This is a genomic window from Janthinobacterium sp. C22, from assembly GCF_057919405.1.
On sequence record NZ_CP193659.1, the window covers coordinates 6,675,463 to 6,689,787 of the forward strand.

The window sequence follows — 14,325 nt, forward strand, 5'->3', positions numbered from 1 at the left end:
GTGGCCCCGCTAATCCGACCTACGGCCCATGTGCATCCACGTAGGTCGGATTCGCGGCGCAGCCGCGTCATCCGACACCACCAGAAACAACAAAGGGCGCCTCGGCGCCCTTTTTCTTGATCTGCCGCAAAGGCGATCTTACTCAGCCACGTCGAGCCCCCGCTCGATCATGCCTTCGACATACGCGCGCAGATACTGCTCCAGCGCGGGACCGGACAGCACATTGGCCGTCAGCGCGCCGTGCGGCGAGCCTTTCAGCACGCCGTCGTGGTACACGCGCGCAATCCAGGCCACGTCCGCGCCCTGGGTGTAATCGAGTTCATAGTCGAACGATTCTCCGCTGACTTTGCGTGTGTAGACTTCCTTGACAATTGCCATCTAAAACAGCCTTTCTTGACGAGATTAACTAAGCAATCCTCAGGAAATTATTGTGAATTTATGACGAACAGAACCGGATGCTATGCAAGGCGCCCGCTGCGACGCAGTGCGAGCACTGCTAGCAGCGGGCAACGCCGCAGAGCGCCGGTTATGGAAGTCAGAAATCACAATAATTTATTGGGGGTTACTTAGCATAGGATGCGGGTGCGGCACGGGATCGTCCTGCGGCACCGGGTGCACGGGCCCCGGGTGGCGCCCGGGCGCCTCTTGCGGCTCCGGCGCCGGCATGGGTTCATCGACGGGCGCCGGGTCGGGCGCGCGGTGGGCGTGGATGACGGTCATGGCTGGCCTCCCTGCAGACAAAGGAAGACCATACCACGAGATGCGCGCCGCCGCCCTTATTTGCCGGCCGGCTTGACGTCGGCGGCTGGCGGCGCCGCGTTCTTCACATATTTCTCCAGCCAGTTGTTGCTTTCATACAGCATCTGCATGATCGATTCGCGCGCGCGGTAGCCGTGGCTCTCGTTCGGCAGCATCACCAGGCGCGCCGTGCCGCCCAGTCCCTTGACGGCCTGGAACATGCGCTCGCTCTGGATGGGGAAGGTGCCCGAGTTGTTGTCCTGCTCGCCATGGATCATCAGCAGCGCATCCTTGATCTTGTCCGCATAATTGAACGGCGACATGGCCTGGTAGACGGCCGGCGCCTGCCAGAACGCGCGCTCTTCCGCCTGGAAGCCGAACGGCGTCAGGGTGCGGTTGTAGGCGCCGCTGCGGGCGATGCCGGCGCGGAACAGCCGCGTGTGCGCCAGCAGGTTGCCCGTCATGAAGGCGCCATACGAGTGGCCGCCGATGGCGATGCGGTTGCGGTCCGACACGCCCCGGCGCACCACTTCGTCGACGGCCGCCTCGGCATCGGCCACCAGCTGCGGCAGATAGGTGTCGTTCGGCTCCTGTTCGCCGTTGCCGACGATGGGGAACGATGGATTGTCGAGCACGGCGTAACCCATGGACAGGAAGGCGGCCGGGCCCCAGTAGCTGACGGCATTGAATTTGTAGGGCGAGCCCTTGGTCTGGCTGGCGGCGCTGGCCGTCTTGAATTCCTGCGGATACGCCCACATCAGGGTCGGCAGCGGGCCGTCGCGCTTGACGTCGTAGTTCGGCGGCAGCATCAATGTCGCCGTCAAGTCCACGCCGTCGGCGCGCTTGTAGCGGATCAGCTCTTTCTGCACGTCCTTCAGTTGCGGCAGCGGATGGGGGAAATGCGTGAGGGCCGTCAATTGCGCCGCGCCCTGCTGTTTCAGGTTGCGCACATAGTAATTCGGCTGCTCGGTCGGCGATTCGCGCGTCGACAGCAGACGGCTGCCATCCTCGTCCAGCACGGCCACCACGTTTTCATAGTAGGGCGCGGCGCTCTGGAACAGGCGTTCCTTCTGTTTCGTCGCCAGGTTCAGGCGGTCGATGAACGGGCGGTCGCCCTCCTTCGATGCGCCTTGGCCGTCGAGCAGGATGGAACCGTCAGCGGCGATGAGCAGGCGCGGCAAGCCGGCAGCGTCCGCGCGCATGACGGGCTGGCCCGGATCGTTGTAGCGATCCTCGAACGATCCAGCGTACACGAGGTCGGCCGGGGCGGCGGGTTGATCTGGCACAATGCGCCATTGCTTGACGGCGCGCGTCTTGTACCACGCTTCGCTGAGCAGCGCCAGGTCGCCGCGGCCCCAGGCCACGCCCGCGTAGCGCGAAGCCAGCTTGGCCAGCACGGCCGGCTTGGCCGTGAACGGCGCCGCCTGCGTGTAGACGATGTCGCGGATCTCGGCCGCCTTGGCCGGGTCGCCGCCGTCCTGCGCTTCGGCCCACACCAGGGTGGCGGGCGCATCGACGCGCCAGCTGACGGAGCGCACGCCGGCGGACACGGCATCATTACCTGGCGGCAGCCCTTCCTCCAGCGGCAGGGCCGCCACCGCGTGTTCCACCTTGCCATTCAGGTCGCGCACGTCGATCTTGTGAGCGAAATCATGCGCCGGCACGATGTAGGAATACGGACGCACGATGCTGGTCGTCAGCAGGTGCTTGCCATCGGGCGAAGCCGACACGCGCGAGAACTGGCCCGGCTGGCCGACCAGGCGCTGCTTGCCCGCCACGTCCAGCAAGGCCAGCTGCACGGTGATGTAGTGTTCGAACAGCTGCGCATCCTGTTCGTTTTTCAGCAAGTCGGGATAGGTGCGCAATTGCTTGACGCCGCCGCCCGGCACGCTGTCCTGGATGGACGGGCCCGTCGGGATACCGCTGGCAACGGGCGCCGCGCCCAGCTTGGCCGGCTTCAGCTGCACCAGCAAGGTCTTGCTGTCCGGCATCCAGGAAAAGCCGCGGCCATACACGGCCGACAGGGGTGCTGGACAGCTTGCGCGCCGCTTTCGTCTGCACGTCGAGCAGCCACAGTTCCACGCCCGACTCCTTCACGCCCCTGGCGGGATCGGCAAAGGCGATGTGCGTAAAGGCCAGGTAGCGCTGGTCAGGCGACCAGGCCAGGTCGGCGATGCGGGGTGCCGCCGGCAAGCCGCTGACCTTGATTTCCTTCTGCGTATCGATGTCGAGCAAGCCCAGTCCCGTGTGGAAACTGAAGCGGCTGGCCGAATACGTGCGCGGATTGATGCGCAAGCCCGCCAGCTTCAGTTCCGGCTGCGCCACTTCGCTTATGCTGGGCAAGGAGGGCGTGGGCAGCACGGCGGCCAGGTTGCGTTTCGGGCTCAGGCTCAGTGTCGGCGCGCGCGGCGCATCGACGATGGCTTGCAGGGGCGCGGGCGGGGCTTGATAAGCGCCATCTTGCGCCATGGCCAGGGAAGACGAGGCCATCAGGCCGACAGTGAGGGGAAGCAAAGGCAAACGAGTAGACATGGAACTCCAGTGTATGAAGGTGATGACAGCAAGCGAGCGCACCGCACCGCTCATGGCGGCGCTTTGTGACAGGGCATAGTGCGTTCATGCCAAGTAAATGTCAACCAACAACTTTTGCTGTTTGACAAGCATCGCCGCCCGCCCCCATCTGGCTTACAATCGCTGTTTTACCCGTACCCGATTGCCTACATGGAAACCACTACCCTCGCCCTGCTGTTCCTGGTCCCGCTGCTGGTCTGGCGCATCTATTCGCGCCTGAAGAAACTGGTGGCGCGCCAGAAGTCGCAGCTGTGGCGGCACTGGAGCGTGGCGATCGCCTTTCCCGCACTGCTGCTGTTCCTGGCGACGACGACGAAATTCGAGCTGCTGCCCCTGTCCAGCCTGGGCGCGGCCGCGCTGGCCGGCGGCTGGCTCGGTGTGCTGGGCTTGAAGCTGACGCGCTTCGAGCAAGTCGGCAAGGATTTCTTTTACCCAGCACCGCTACCTGGGCCTGGCCATCACGATGCTGTTCATCGCCCGCTTGCTGTACCGCGGCATGGAAATCTACCTGAACACGCGCCTGGACGTGCCCGTGCCGCCGCCGCCGTTTGGCCAGAGCCCGCTGACCATGGCCGCCTACGGCCTCGTCATCGGCTACTACGCCGTGTATGCGTGGGGCCTGGTGCGCTGGCGCCAGCGCAACAAACCCCTGCAAACCGCAGAGTAAGCCGGGTCAGTAGTACTGGCACAGGCCTTCGCAACTGGTCGCCGACAGCGCCTGGCGTATCGTCGCCAGCGCCGGCGCCAGGGCCGGATCGAGATCCTTGTCCGCATCGGCCAGGCTGGTCAGCAGGCGCTCGCGCAAGGGCGGCGCCATCAGATTCGCGTTCGCCGTGGCGTGCTGCGCCGCCGCTTCCAGCATCCGCTTCTTTTGCGCCACGCTCCAGAACGGCACCTGCACGAACTGCACCACGCTCGTGTAAACAACGGCCGTGTTCTTGCTGAACGCCCGCGCGCGCAGACGCTCGGGCCCGCTCACCGCATCGGCCGGCTGGGCGCTGAATTCCCGCTCCATCAGCCCGATCAAATGGCCATGGCAATGCATGCTGAAAGCAAACAAGGTACTCATTTCATCGCCATAATTGGCCAGGTTCCGCGTCACTTGTTCCTTGCGCGCCTGCTGCAGTTCGGCGCCGGACAGCGGCAACGGCCATGCGAGGCCAAACGCATAGTATGTTTTTCCCAGCCGCATGGCCTGCTCGCACACGGCCACGCTCTCGTTCACGTCCTGCAGCGCCGCGACGGGCGCCTGGAACAGGCGCGGACCGTCGGCGATCTGCGCAAACAGCTGTGCCACGGCAGGTTCGCCCAGGCGCGGCAAGCCGCTGTGCGGCGTCGCCTTGGCCATCCGCGCTTCCAGCTGGCCGCTGGCTTGCTGGAAATCGCTGTAGCTGTCGGCCCAGGCGGCGGGCGCCACGAGGGCGGAGGAAAGGCAGAACAAGCGGCCGATGCGGCGCAGCGGCGGGGAAATCGACAGGGACATGGGATCAGGCGAACACTATTGGATAAGCGGCAATTATAGGCAATCTGTATCCATACTGCATCCAATCAGGCGATGATGGTGACGCGCGGCCAGCGCGCCGGATAGTCCTTGCCGGCCAGGCGCTGCGCATAGCCGTCCGGACTGATGCGCGCCGGGTTGCGCCGCACCACCATATTGAACAGGTCGTCGAGGCCGTGCGGCGCGACGATGCCGATCTCGCCGTCGCGCTGCAGATAGATGCCGACCGAGGTGGCAAACTCGGGCCAGGAAGCGATGGCGTCATCGAGCGACAGCAGGGGCGGCACGGCGTAGCCAAACTCGTCTTCGAACCACAGGTGCACCCGGGCCTGGTTGCACACTTCCCATGGCACGCCGGGCAGCGCCGTTTCCAGGCGCTGGCGCAGCCGCACCTCGCTTTCCGCAAGCACATCGTGCGCGTCGAAATACGCCACGTCGACGTCGCTCAATGCCGACGGTTGCGCGTAGCCGTGCAATGCATCCCACACAAGATTGCGCACGGCGCCGGCGCCGATGCAGCAGTGGGGCAAGCCCAGCTGCGCCACGGCTTGCAGCGCCTGCCGGCACCACGGCGTGGCGCCGGCGATGGCGCGCAGACGCGCGGCCAGCGCTTCCTGCGCACTCACGGCCGGATCTGCGGCGCCACCCCGTCGTTGCTCACCGTGCCTTCGACATTGCCGAAGTACACGTCCAGATCCTGCTTCGGACGGAAGTTGCGCAGCTTGACTTGCAAGGTGGTGGGATTGATTTTGGTGAACGTGCCGGGGAAGCACAGGCTGATCAGCTCGTCCGGTTTGCCTTTGATCAAGTTCAAGGTGAAATCCTCGATGCCATTCTTCCAGGTGTTGCCCGTCGTCAAAATGTACGAGACCCACACGGCGTTGACGAAACCGCTTTCGCCCTGCCGGGCCGCCAGGCGGTTCCACGTCTTGTAGAAGGCCTTGTCGCCGCAGTATTTCTTTTCGAACTCGTTGCCATCGCCCAGGTAGGAAGCGCCGGGGCCGGCCGCGACGAACGGCGCATATTGATGGCGCACGCGCACGACTTTACCGGCGGGAAATTTCTGCTGCCACAAGTAGATGACTTTCACGGTCCAGGCCGGCACCCATTCCTCGTCGTAGAGCTGGGCCAGCAAGCCCTCCTTGATCATGATCTTGCTTTGCGCGGCCGTCAGCGGCGCCACCTTCTTGTCGAACGGCGTGTGCGACGGGAAATAGGCGATCTGCGCGTCGGACAGCCCCAGCTGGCGCAGCCGGGCCGTCACGTCCTCGGCGTCGAGCTTGGCCACGAACGTGGTTGTATAGTCCTTGCGCTTGCCATCCACATCGACGGTAAACTGCTGCGGCTGGCCGTAATACGTGGGCGAGCCATGGTAGCCGGCAGAGTATTCGGGCAGCGGAAAGAAGATCGTCTCTTCCACGTCCTTCGCCGATTCATTGAGGAATTCGTACTCGACCTTGATCAAGTCCGTGCTCACGCTGAGCACTTCCTTTTTCATGGCGACTGCATCCGTCTTGCCGAACAGGATTCCCCCGCGCCGACGGAACCGATGCCGTCGTTGGCCAGGGCTGGCGCCGAACACGCCAGCGCCAGGGCCGCGGCCAGAACGAGCTTGCGCACGGCCATCACGCCACCTTGCCCGGTACGGGTTCGATGCGCCGCTGCAGCACGAAAATCGGTTGCGCCCATTGCGTATCCTTCTTTTTCTTGCTGGTGATCAAAGTGAGCTCCGAGGGATCGTAGACATCCGTGTTGTGCGTCAACGGCGTCGTCATCAGATATTGCGCTTCCGTGTTTTTCAGGAATTCGCCGACCAGTTGAATATTGCGGATATCCAAATGGGCAAACGGTTCGTCGATGAAGACGAAGCCGCCGGAACCGTCTTCCGATTTCAGCAAGCCGATCAGCAGCACCAGCGACTTCATGACCTGCTGGCCGCCCGACGCTTCGCCATCGTTCATGCCGATGACGCCCTTGCCGTCGAATTTGAAGCGCACGTGCAAGCCCGCCTGCGACAGCTGCACGTCGTCGTTTTCCAGACGCACGGGGTCGGCATGGACTTCGATGCCGGCCAGCTCGCCCAGCTCCTTGATGTTCTTGCTGTAGGTCTTGATGGTGTAGCGCAAGCGCTCCATGTAGGCGCCGCGTGCATTGCCCGTCGCTTCGATGGCGCGGTTGTTCTGGTAGCGGCGCTCGTCCGTTTCCGACTGGCGGCCATGCAGCTGGTCCGACAGGCGGTGGTGCTGGTCGATGACGGTGGCGTCGAGTTCCCAGTCATCGCGCGCAAGGCTGTTTTGCAGGCTGGCCACGCGCAAGTCGACCTGGTGCGCATTCTGGTGCTCGGCCACGAGCGCGGCGCGGCGGGCGGGACGGCGCCAGCTTTTCGGCAGGTGGCGCCACGCATGGCGCAAGGCCAGCAAGGAGCGCGCATGCTCGGCGCGCTGTTCAATCTGCTTCTTGTAGCCAAGGCGCGCACCCGCTTCCGCCTCGGACAGGGCCAGGCGCGCGTTTTGCCACACGGTATCGGCACGCGTGCGCGCCACAGTGGCGTTCTTGGTCAGGTTTTGCAGCTCGCCCAGGCGGCCGCCCACTTCCAGGCGCTCTTCCTTCAAGGGCTTGGAATTGCGCAGCGCTTCGGCGAATTCTTCCTGGCGCGCACTGAGTTCCTTGGCCGCGTCGACGCCGGCGATGCGCGCCTTCAAGGCGCCCACTTCGGCCGCCAGCTTCGAAATCGCCAGGGTCAAGGTATCTTCCTGGCCTTCCAGGCCCGGCAGCGAGCGCAGCAGCGCTTCCAGACGGCCGCTGCGGCCGGCCTGGCCGAAGCGGTAGCGCGATGCTTCCACGAACAGCGAGCGCCCGCCGCGGCGTTCGCGGTGGTACGCCTCGGGCGTGATCCATTCCTCGTGGTTGCCCAGTTTAAAGCCCGCTTCGACGGAATCGACGCGGGCAATGCGCGACAGCTGCTCGATCAGCCAGCTGGGCACGGGCGCGGAAAATTTCACCACCGCCAGCAAACTCTCGTCCTTCGCCACCGGCGCCGTGACCAGGTCGGGCACGATGAAGTGGCGGTAGCGCTCCTTCTCGGCCAGGCGGTAGGCAGCGGCCGCATCCTTGGCCTTGTCCAGCAAGACGACCGAGGCATAACCGCCCAGTACGCCTTCGACGGCGCCCTGCCAGCGGCTGTCCGTCACTTCGACGATGTCCGACAGCATGGCGTGCGAAATCCCCGCGTCGCGCAGCGCACGGCGCATGCCGCGTACATTGTCCGGCTCCGGCATGGCCGTCTTGCCTTGCAGCGCGGCAATCGTTGCCTGTTCGCCCGCGATGCGGGCCGACAGGGCGTCGCGCTGCTGGCGCTGCTGCAGCAATTGCGCTTCCTTCTGCTCCAGCTGGGCCGCCACTTCGGCGATGTCGCTGCCCGAATCGGCCGCCAGCTTGTGCAATCGGTCCTTCTGTTCCAGCAGGCTGTCCAGCGGTTTCAGCTTGGCATTGATCAGGGACAAACGGCTCTGCAGGCCGATCGATTCCTGCTCCAGCAGAGTTTCATTCATCTGCGCGTCGGACAGGGCTTTCGCCTGCGCGGCCAGCGCATTGCGTTTATCCGTCAGCTGCTGGTCCGCCTGCGCCATTGGTTTACGCGCGTCGCGCAATTGCCGGCTGGCGATGGCCGCCTTTTCGCGCGCCTCGTGGTACTGCAGGCTGGGCAGCACTTCTTCCAGCAGATTGCGGCGTTCCTTATGCAGCCCTTCCCACTGGTGGTAATTGGCCACGCGCAGGCGCAAGCCTTCCAGATTGGTCTTCGACGCCTCGAGTTCCGTCTCGAAGCGTTTCAGCTCCACTTCCGTGTCGCGCTGGTGGCGCTTGGCTTCGTCGTAGGCGTCCAGCACTTCCTTGTCGCCAAACACCTGGAATACCAGGTCGAGCAGCTGGCGCGGCGCGTATTCGCACAGTTTGTCCGTCTCGCCCTGCTCCAGCGCCAGCACTTTCGACATGGCCGGCGACAGGCCCGCATTGGCCAGGCGCTTGCGGTAATTTTCCACGCCCAGCCAGTCGTTGGCGTCCGTGATGTCCTCGATCTGTACATTGCCCGGACGCATCAGATACTGGCGCTTCCAGTCGCCGCCATTCTTCTGGATCTGGCAAAACAGGGTCACTTCATCGTCGCTGAAGAAGCCCGAGCTGCGGAACGGGCGGTTCGACAGCTGCTTGCCCACGTTCTTGTTGTCGACCACGGCGCGCAGCCAGGCCGTCTGCTGGCCCGAATGGCGCGCATAGTGTTTATACGTGCGGCCCATCGAGCAGTCGAGGCCGAACAGGGTGCGCAAGGCGTCGAGCAAGGTGGTCTTGCCCGAGCCGTTCTGGCCCGCGATGGTGATGATCTTCGCGTCGAGCGGAATATTCTTGATGCGCTGCCAGTAATCCCAGTGCACCAGTTCAAGTGATTTGATATGAAACATGGGCGCTTTCAGTGAGGAAGGTCGGACGCGGGCTCGTCGCCCGCGTCAGGCAGGTCGCCGATGTCAGCGGACAGGTCGGCGGACAAGTCAGCGTCCAGGTCGACGGCCACCAGACGCGCCGGCGCGCGCTTGAACACGTCGGCAAGGGCGCCGTTGATGATGCGTTCCTTGAGCACGTCGGTATCCATCATCAGGTCCAGCAGCGGACCTTCCAGGATGAAGTCGCCGCGACGTTCGATGAAGCCCAGCTTGGCCAGGGTGCCCAAGTTCATGTCCATGCGCGTCTTCTTGCCCAGCTTGTCGCCGAAGTCCGACAGCAGCGCCTTGTAGGAAATGCCGATCGACGCGTCTTCCGCGCGCGGCAGCGGTTTTTCCGTGCCAAACATATCATTTTGATCGTCATCCGCGTGCTGGTGCGTTTCCTGGCGTTCGCGCTTGGGCAGGATGATCTGCGCCCACAGCACCACCAGCAAGGCCACGCCATCGCGCGCCAGACCGAAATTATTGTTTTGCCACACGTCGCGCGCGCCGAAGATCTTCGGCTCGATGGTGCGCGTCAGGGCCAGCGTCACATGGTCGGCATATACGTTGTCGAGCAGCTTCAGGCCGCAGGCCAGCAGGCGCGCATCGATTTCGGCGCGGAACAGCTCGTCGGACAGCACGCGCTTGACGAGCTTGTCGTCGCGGCGCAGGGTTTGATGCGTGAGCAGGCGCGCAATCAGGATTTGGGAATCGTCATTCATCGGCTGTGCCGCTATCTAAATCAAGTGAAACATTCAGTGAAAGCGAGGCGATCGACATGGCCGCCACGTGGGGGTCGGACAGTTGGACCATCTCGTCGGTCGGTGTAAAGGTGATCGGCAAGCGGGCCAGTTCGGCCGTCGAGCCTTGCAAGCTCGCTTCGGACACGTCGCCGAGCAGCGGCAGCATCGAGGCGCGGTAGGACGCCACGGCAAAGCTGGCCGGCAGCAGCGAATCCTGCACGGGTACCGATTTCGGCCCTTCTTCACCGATGCTGGGGAAATTGCCCAGGCTGGCGAAGTTCGACAGGCGTTCGAGCAAATCGTCGAGTTCAAGCTGCATGGCGGGACCGTCGCTGATGGTGGTGGGCGCGTCCTCTCCGCTGGGCAGGCCCGTGTTGATGACGCCTGCCGCCCGTTCGGACAGCAGTTCCGTTTCCGCCACGTCGATCATTTCGGCCGGCGTGGAGAACAAGGGGACGACGGGCTGGTCGATGGCGCCTTCGGCCAGGCTGGCCAGGTCGTCGTGCAGCAGGAGCCAGCGCTTGATGTCCGTGGTCGACAGGCCCGACTGGCCCAGGTGCACGCGCTGGCGCTCGATCTGGTTCAGGGCGCGCGAAAACATGCCTTGCATGTTGAGCAATTTACTTTGCGCGCGGCCGATCGCTTGCGCCGCCTTGTGCGTGGCGCTGTCCGCGTTTTCATCGGAGGTGATGGCCACGAGGATTTCCGAGCCTTTTTCCACCCAGTCGCAAGCCATGTTCCACTTCGCCTGCGCCGTGCGCAGCCGGAATTCGGAGCCGGAAGCGATGGCGTCGGAAAATTCTTCCGTCAAATCCACCAGGCGCCCCAGCAGATGCTGAAGTTGCTCAACGGACACGCCGCCGACGGCTTGCGCGCCCGCCACCTGCGACAGCAGGAAGCCCATTTCCGCCTCGTCTTCCGTCTGGCCCAGGCCCAGCAGGCTGTCGATGGCCGACAGCACGTTGCGCGCCATGGGCGTGACGCGGTACACGCCCTGCTGCGCATCCCAGGCCAGCAACTGGTTCGAGCGCAGGCGCAGCAAGACCGTTTCCAGGCTTTCCGGCAATAAATAAGCCAGCTTGGTGTTGATATCGGCGCGCGTATAGGCGGACGTGGCCGCATCGGACGCCAGCTCGCGCAGCACCAGCAGACGCACCAGCACGCCATCGAAACCGCCGTGAAACAGGGCCGTAAACACTTGCAGCAAGGGCTGCGCCCGCTTCAAGTGGAATACTTGCTCGATCTCGTCGGCCGAAATATTGGGCTGGAAATGCGCCTGCAAGGAATCGTGATGCTCCTGCTCTGTCTGATTTGCATCCGTAGCCACGGCTGCACTTGCCATTATATCAATCATTCTTTTCCGGATGAGTGTTCAGCGGGCGGCGCGGCGGGCTAACGCAGCGCTGCGGGGCGGGGGCGTCAGTATATCAGTTCTGACATGCAATTCGACTTGTGGCCAGAGGCGCCAAGCCGGGGTCAGACCCGCCGGGTCTGACCCCGGCACTTGCTTTGGGGTAAGAAAATCGAGTACAGCCAAGCGCAAGCGCTTACTTCTTGACGATCTTCTGCAAGGTTTGCTCGACGTAATCGCCACCGTCCGCATCGGCGAATGTCACCTTCACGGGATACCATTCCAGCGACGGCGCCAGCCACAGGTCCACTTGCTGGCCCTTCTTGTCCGGCGGCGGCGCCTTGACCAGGTGGATGGCGGCGACCTCGCCCATGCCCGTGGCGACCGTCTCTTCCTTGACCACCTTGAAGGTCCACGGCTCGGCATCGTGCGCGCCGGCGACAAAGAACGCCCATTCCGAGCCGGCGACGAATTTCTCGGGCGCGGCGCGCGCCACGCTGGCCAGTTGCCAGACGGCACTGTTGCGGTCCTGTTCGCCGCCTTTCAGCGGATAGGTTTCATCGCCTTCGCCAAAGACGATGGTCTTGCTGTCGCGCTTGAAGGTGGTCGTCACGGCATCCTTGCGAAAGCGCTTTTCCACGAACTGGGCTGGCGCCAGGCCGAAATCGTCGACCGTGCCTTCGCTGCGCTGCTCGAGGATCTTGCCGAACAGGGCAGCCTTGGTTTCGGCCAGCAGCGAATACTTGCCGTCGCCCACGCGCCAGTTGCTGACCGATTCGCCGGACAGCCCGATGCCGCGCTGTTTGGCCTTGATCGAATACACGAGGTCGGCCGACGGCACCAGCTTGTACGGGCGCTTGATGGCGGGATGCTCCAGGGGGCGTCGGCCATGGCAGGCGTGAGGGTGGCGGCCAGCAGGCTGGCGAGCAAAATGCGTTTCAAAGTAGTCATTTATTTTCCTGTAGCGTCATTGACGCGAATTTGGGTCACGGTTTGCGTGGTCAGCGCCCCGTTCGCTTCGGTATTGCGTATTTGTACCGGATACCACTGCATGGACGGCGCCAGCCAGATATCGAGCTGCGACGAATACGTGCCCGGCTTGGGCGGCCGGCGCAAGTGCCAGGTCACCAGACGGCCCATCTTGGTATCGAGTTCTTCCTCGCCCACCAGCTGGAAGCGGAACACGGTCGCTTCCTTTTCCTCGCCGACGAGGATGTCGATATTGCCGGCCAGCTGGTTGACGTCGGCGCGGCCGATGGCGGCCAGCTGGAACGGCACCGTGGCCTTGTCCTGCGCCCCGTCCTGCCACGGCGCCGTCGCCGTCGTGGCCGAAAACGTGATGGCCTTGGCGTCGCGGTTGAAATGCGTGGCCGTTTGCGCGCGGCCCTTGCGTTTTTCCGTGGCCGTGACGGGTACGATGCCGCCGCCGTCGATCAGGCCCTCGCTGGTCAGCACCAGCAGGTTGATGCGCGTGATCAGCATGCTCAGGCCCACTTCCAGCTTCAACTGGTAGGTATCGCCCTTGTTGTCCCACGCCATGGCGGCCACGCCCTGCCACTTGGTGCCGTCCGCATCGCGCCGGTCCACGTGCAGGTCGAACTGGGCCGAGGCTGGCGCATTCGTCTTGTAGCGCCGCGCCTGCTCGACGACCGGCGGCGGCGCGGGAGCCGGCGCGGGAACTTCCGCCACGGCCGGGATCGGCGCCGTGATGGCTGGCGCGCTGGCCGCCGGTGCCGCGGGCGTCACCGGGCCTTCCGGCGCGTCGCTGGCGGGCGCCGTCAACTGCGCCGACTCGCTCGACGGCAGCTCCGTCGGCGGCGGTGGCGGCGGCAGGCGGGGCTCGGGCAAGGGCCGCAGCTTGGGCGGCGGTGGCGGCGTCACCGGCACGGGCCTGGGCGGCTCGGCGATCAGTGCCATGCTGACCACCTGCGCATGATCCTGCCCCAGCGGCACCATGCTGGCACGCGAGGTGAGCCACTCCAGCGCCACGTAATGCAGTGCGCCGATGACCGCGACAAACATGACGGTGCGGCGGCGCGGTGGCGAAAAGAAGGAGTCAGACATCATAGGCCGTAGTGTACCGCTTTCACGCCGCTTCCCGCTTCTTGCCCGTGCTCAACTCCTGCTGTTTTATGTAAGAAAATGTTGGCGGCTTTGCGTCAGTTGCAAGCTGATATCTGCTACGCTAGGCACATCCACCTACCAGGAGATTTCGCATGGCAAACCCGCAAATGCCCCAAATGCCGGGCGCAGCAGTTGTGACCGACACCCTCGACTTCGTCAAGAACCTGTGGGGCAGCATGAGCGTGCCCGGCATGGGCGTGCCCGGCATCACGGCGCCCACCATGTCGGTGGAAGAGCTGGACAAGAAAATCAACGACCTGAAAGCCGTCGAAGCCTGGCTGAACCTCAATACCAGCATGCTGCGCGGCAGTATCCAGGCATTGGAAGTGCAGCGCGGCACCATCGCCACCCTGAAATCGATGGGCGCTTCCCTGGCGGCGGCCATCACCCAGCCCGGCGCCAGCGAGAAAACCGTGTTTGAATCCGTGCCCTACGCTTCCGCGTTTTTCCAACAGGCCGCACCTGTACCTGAACCGAAACCGGCTCCCGCACCTGTGCCCGCGCCGGAACCGGCTGCGGCGGCGCCCGGCGATGCCGGCAGCCAGGCGGCAGCCCAGCTGGCCAATCCAAGCGCTTGGTGGAATTTGTTACAAGATCAGTTCAAGCAGGCCGTGTCGACAGCCATGTCGCCCGATGCCGCCAGCGCGGCGGCTGCCAGCTTTGGCGGTGGCGCGGCTGGAGCGACGGCCAAGCCGGCGGCCGGCAAATCCGCCAAGCCGGCAGAAGCAGGTACGGCAGCCAAGGCCAAAGCCCCGCTGCGCAAGGCGCCGGCAAAGCGCGCGGCACCCAAGTCCAAGGCGCCAGGCAAGTCCTGACGTC

The 14,325-nt window shown here is 64.3% G+C and carries 16 protein-coding genes; 3 read left to right on the forward strand and 13 right to left on the reverse strand.

The window, feature by feature from the left end:
* Positions 1–138: 138 nt before the first annotated feature.
* The 3 genes from ACRHIG_RS31345 to ACRHIG_RS31355 form a co-directional block, all read right to left on the reverse strand.
* Positions 139–378: a hypothetical protein gene (locus ACRHIG_RS31345; protein WP_034753464.1), complete on the reverse strand. Its 240-nt coding sequence runs from the start codon at positions 376–378 to the stop codon at positions 139–141.
* 174 nt (positions 379–552) lie between these two features.
* Entirely contained in the window at positions 553–720 is a 168-nt protein-coding gene (locus ACRHIG_RS31350; RefSeq protein ID WP_489629019.1) for a hypothetical protein, read from the reverse strand.
* Between the two features lie 56 nt (positions 721–776).
* On the reverse strand, positions 777–2,753 hold the full coding sequence (locus tag ACRHIG_RS31355; RefSeq protein ID WP_489629020.1) for an alpha/beta hydrolase family protein: 1,977 nt from the start codon (positions 2,751–2,753) through the stop codon (positions 777–779).
* Between the two features lie 158 nt (positions 2,754–2,911).
* On the opposite strand from ACRHIG_RS31355, the gene ACRHIG_RS31360 reads away from it, so the two are divergent.
* Positions 2,912–3,187, forward strand: a complete 276-nt coding sequence (locus ACRHIG_RS31360; RefSeq protein WP_489629021.1) for a hypothetical protein — start codon at positions 2,912–2,914, stop codon at positions 3,185–3,187.
* Between the two features lie 328 nt (positions 3,188–3,515).
* Here ACRHIG_RS31360 and ACRHIG_RS31365 read toward each other — a convergent pair whose 3' ends face one another.
* The gene (locus ACRHIG_RS31365) at positions 3,516–3,728 is read right to left on the reverse strand and encodes a hypothetical protein (RefSeq protein ID WP_489629022.1); all 213 of its coding nucleotides are present in this window, start codon (positions 3,726–3,728) and stop codon (positions 3,516–3,518) included.
* Positions 3,729–3,772: 44 nt separating this feature from the next.
* Here ACRHIG_RS31365 and ACRHIG_RS31370 point away from each other — a divergent pair, with 44 nt between their 5' ends.
* Positions 3,773–3,976: a hypothetical protein gene (locus ACRHIG_RS31370; RefSeq protein ID WP_489629023.1), complete on the forward strand. Its 204-nt coding sequence runs from the start codon at positions 3,773–3,775 to the stop codon at positions 3,974–3,976.
* 6 nt (positions 3,977–3,982) lie between these two features.
* On the opposite strand, the gene ACRHIG_RS31375 is transcribed toward ACRHIG_RS31370, so the two are convergent.
* The 9 genes from ACRHIG_RS31375 to ACRHIG_RS31415 form a co-directional block, all read right to left on the reverse strand.
* Positions 3,983–4,792 (reverse strand): hypothetical protein, encoded by an 810-nt coding sequence (locus ACRHIG_RS31375; RefSeq protein WP_489629024.1) that lies wholly within the window; start codon positions 4,790–4,792, stop codon positions 3,983–3,985.
* 65 nt (positions 4,793–4,857) lie between these two features.
* Positions 4,858–5,436: a nucleotidyltransferase family protein gene (locus ACRHIG_RS31380; RefSeq protein WP_489629025.1), complete on the reverse strand. Its 579-nt coding sequence runs from the start codon at positions 5,434–5,436 to the stop codon at positions 4,858–4,860.
* Positions 5,433–6,308, reverse strand: coding sequence for a DUF4424 family protein (locus tag ACRHIG_RS31385; protein WP_489629026.1), 876 nt, complete (start codon positions 6,306–6,308; stop codon positions 5,433–5,435). The genes ACRHIG_RS31380 and ACRHIG_RS31385 overlap by 4 nt, the downstream gene beginning before the upstream one ends.
* Positions 6,305–6,430, reverse strand: a complete 126-nt coding sequence (locus tag ACRHIG_RS31390) for a hypothetical protein (RefSeq protein WP_489629027.1) — start codon at positions 6,428–6,430, stop codon at positions 6,305–6,307. The genes ACRHIG_RS31385 and ACRHIG_RS31390 overlap by 4 nt, the downstream gene beginning before the upstream one ends.
* A 5-nt stretch (positions 6,431–6,435) precedes the next feature.
* The gene (locus ACRHIG_RS31395; RefSeq protein WP_489629028.1) at positions 6,436–9,267 is read right to left on the reverse strand and encodes an ATP-binding protein; all 2,832 of its coding nucleotides are present in this window, start codon (positions 9,265–9,267) and stop codon (positions 6,436–6,438) included.
* 8 nt (positions 9,268–9,275) lie between these two features.
* On the reverse strand, positions 9,276–10,010 hold the full coding sequence (locus tag ACRHIG_RS31400; RefSeq protein WP_034753458.1) for a hypothetical protein: 735 nt from the start codon (positions 10,008–10,010) through the stop codon (positions 9,276–9,278).
* The gene (locus ACRHIG_RS31405; RefSeq protein ID WP_139143209.1) at positions 10,003–11,373 is read right to left on the reverse strand and encodes a hypothetical protein; all 1,371 of its coding nucleotides are present in this window, start codon (positions 11,371–11,373) and stop codon (positions 10,003–10,005) included. Before ACRHIG_RS31405 ends, ACRHIG_RS31400 begins: the two co-directional genes overlap by 8 nt.
* Before the next feature lie 205 nt (positions 11,374–11,578).
* Complete coding sequence (locus ACRHIG_RS31410; RefSeq protein WP_489629029.1) at positions 11,579–12,223, reverse strand: DUF3108 domain-containing protein; 645 nt, start codon at positions 12,221–12,223, stop codon at positions 11,579–11,581.
* 110 nt (positions 12,224–12,333) lie between these two features.
* Positions 12,334–13,449 carry a DUF3108 domain-containing protein gene (locus ACRHIG_RS31415; protein ID WP_489629030.1) on the reverse strand — a complete coding sequence of 372 codons (1,116 nt, stop codon included), beginning with the start codon at positions 13,447–13,449 and terminating at the stop codon, positions 12,334–12,336.
* A 149-nt stretch (positions 13,450–13,598) separates the two neighbouring features.
* Between ACRHIG_RS31415 and ACRHIG_RS31420 the strand changes: the two genes are divergently transcribed.
* Complete coding sequence (locus ACRHIG_RS31420; protein WP_489629031.1) at positions 13,599–14,321, forward strand: PhaM family polyhydroxyalkanoate granule multifunctional regulatory protein; 723 nt, start codon at positions 13,599–13,601, stop codon at positions 14,319–14,321.
* The last annotated feature ends 4 nt before the right edge of the window (positions 14,322–14,325 follow it).

What these genes read in the sequence shown, in the direction of transcription:
- ACRHIG_RS31345 (WP_034753464.1), bottom strand. Translation starts at nt 378, where the DNA reads ATGGCAATTGTCAAGGAAGTCTACACACGCAAAGTCAGCGGAGAATCG.
- ACRHIG_RS31350 (WP_489629019.1), bottom strand. Translation starts at nt 720, where the DNA reads ATGACCGTCATCCACGCCCACCGCGCGCCCGACCCGGCGCCCGTCGAT.
- ACRHIG_RS31360 (WP_489629021.1), top strand. Translation starts at nt 2,912, where the DNA reads ATGCGGGGTGCCGCCGGCAAGCCGCTGACCTTGATTTCCTTCTGCGTA.
- ACRHIG_RS31370 (WP_489629023.1), top strand. Translation starts at nt 3,773, where the DNA reads ATGCTGTTCATCGCCCGCTTGCTGTACCGCGGCATGGAAATCTACCTG.
- ACRHIG_RS31375 (WP_489629024.1), bottom strand. Translation starts at nt 4,792, where the DNA reads ATGTCCCTGTCGATTTCCCCGCCGCTGCGCCGCATCGGCCGCTTGTTC.
- ACRHIG_RS31385 (WP_489629026.1), bottom strand. Translation starts at nt 6,308, where the DNA reads ATGAAAAAGGAAGTGCTCAGCGTGAGCACGGACTTGATCAAGGTCGAG.
- ACRHIG_RS31395 (WP_489629028.1), bottom strand. Translation starts at nt 9,267, where the DNA reads ATGTTTCATATCAAATCACTTGAACTGGTGCACTGGGATTACTGGCAG.
- ACRHIG_RS31400 (WP_034753458.1), bottom strand. Translation starts at nt 10,010, where the DNA reads ATGAATGACGATTCCCAAATCCTGATTGCGCGCCTGCTCACGCATCAA.
- ACRHIG_RS31405 (WP_139143209.1), bottom strand. Translation starts at nt 11,373, where the DNA reads ATGGCAAGTGCAGCCGTGGCTACGGATGCAAATCAGACAGAGCAGGAG.
- ACRHIG_RS31415 (WP_489629030.1), bottom strand. Translation starts at nt 13,449, where the DNA reads ATGATGTCTGACTCCTTCTTTTCGCCACCGCGCCGCCGCACCGTCATG.
- ACRHIG_RS31420 (WP_489629031.1), top strand. Translation starts at nt 13,599, where the DNA reads ATGGCAAACCCGCAAATGCCCCAAATGCCGGGCGCAGCAGTTGTGACC.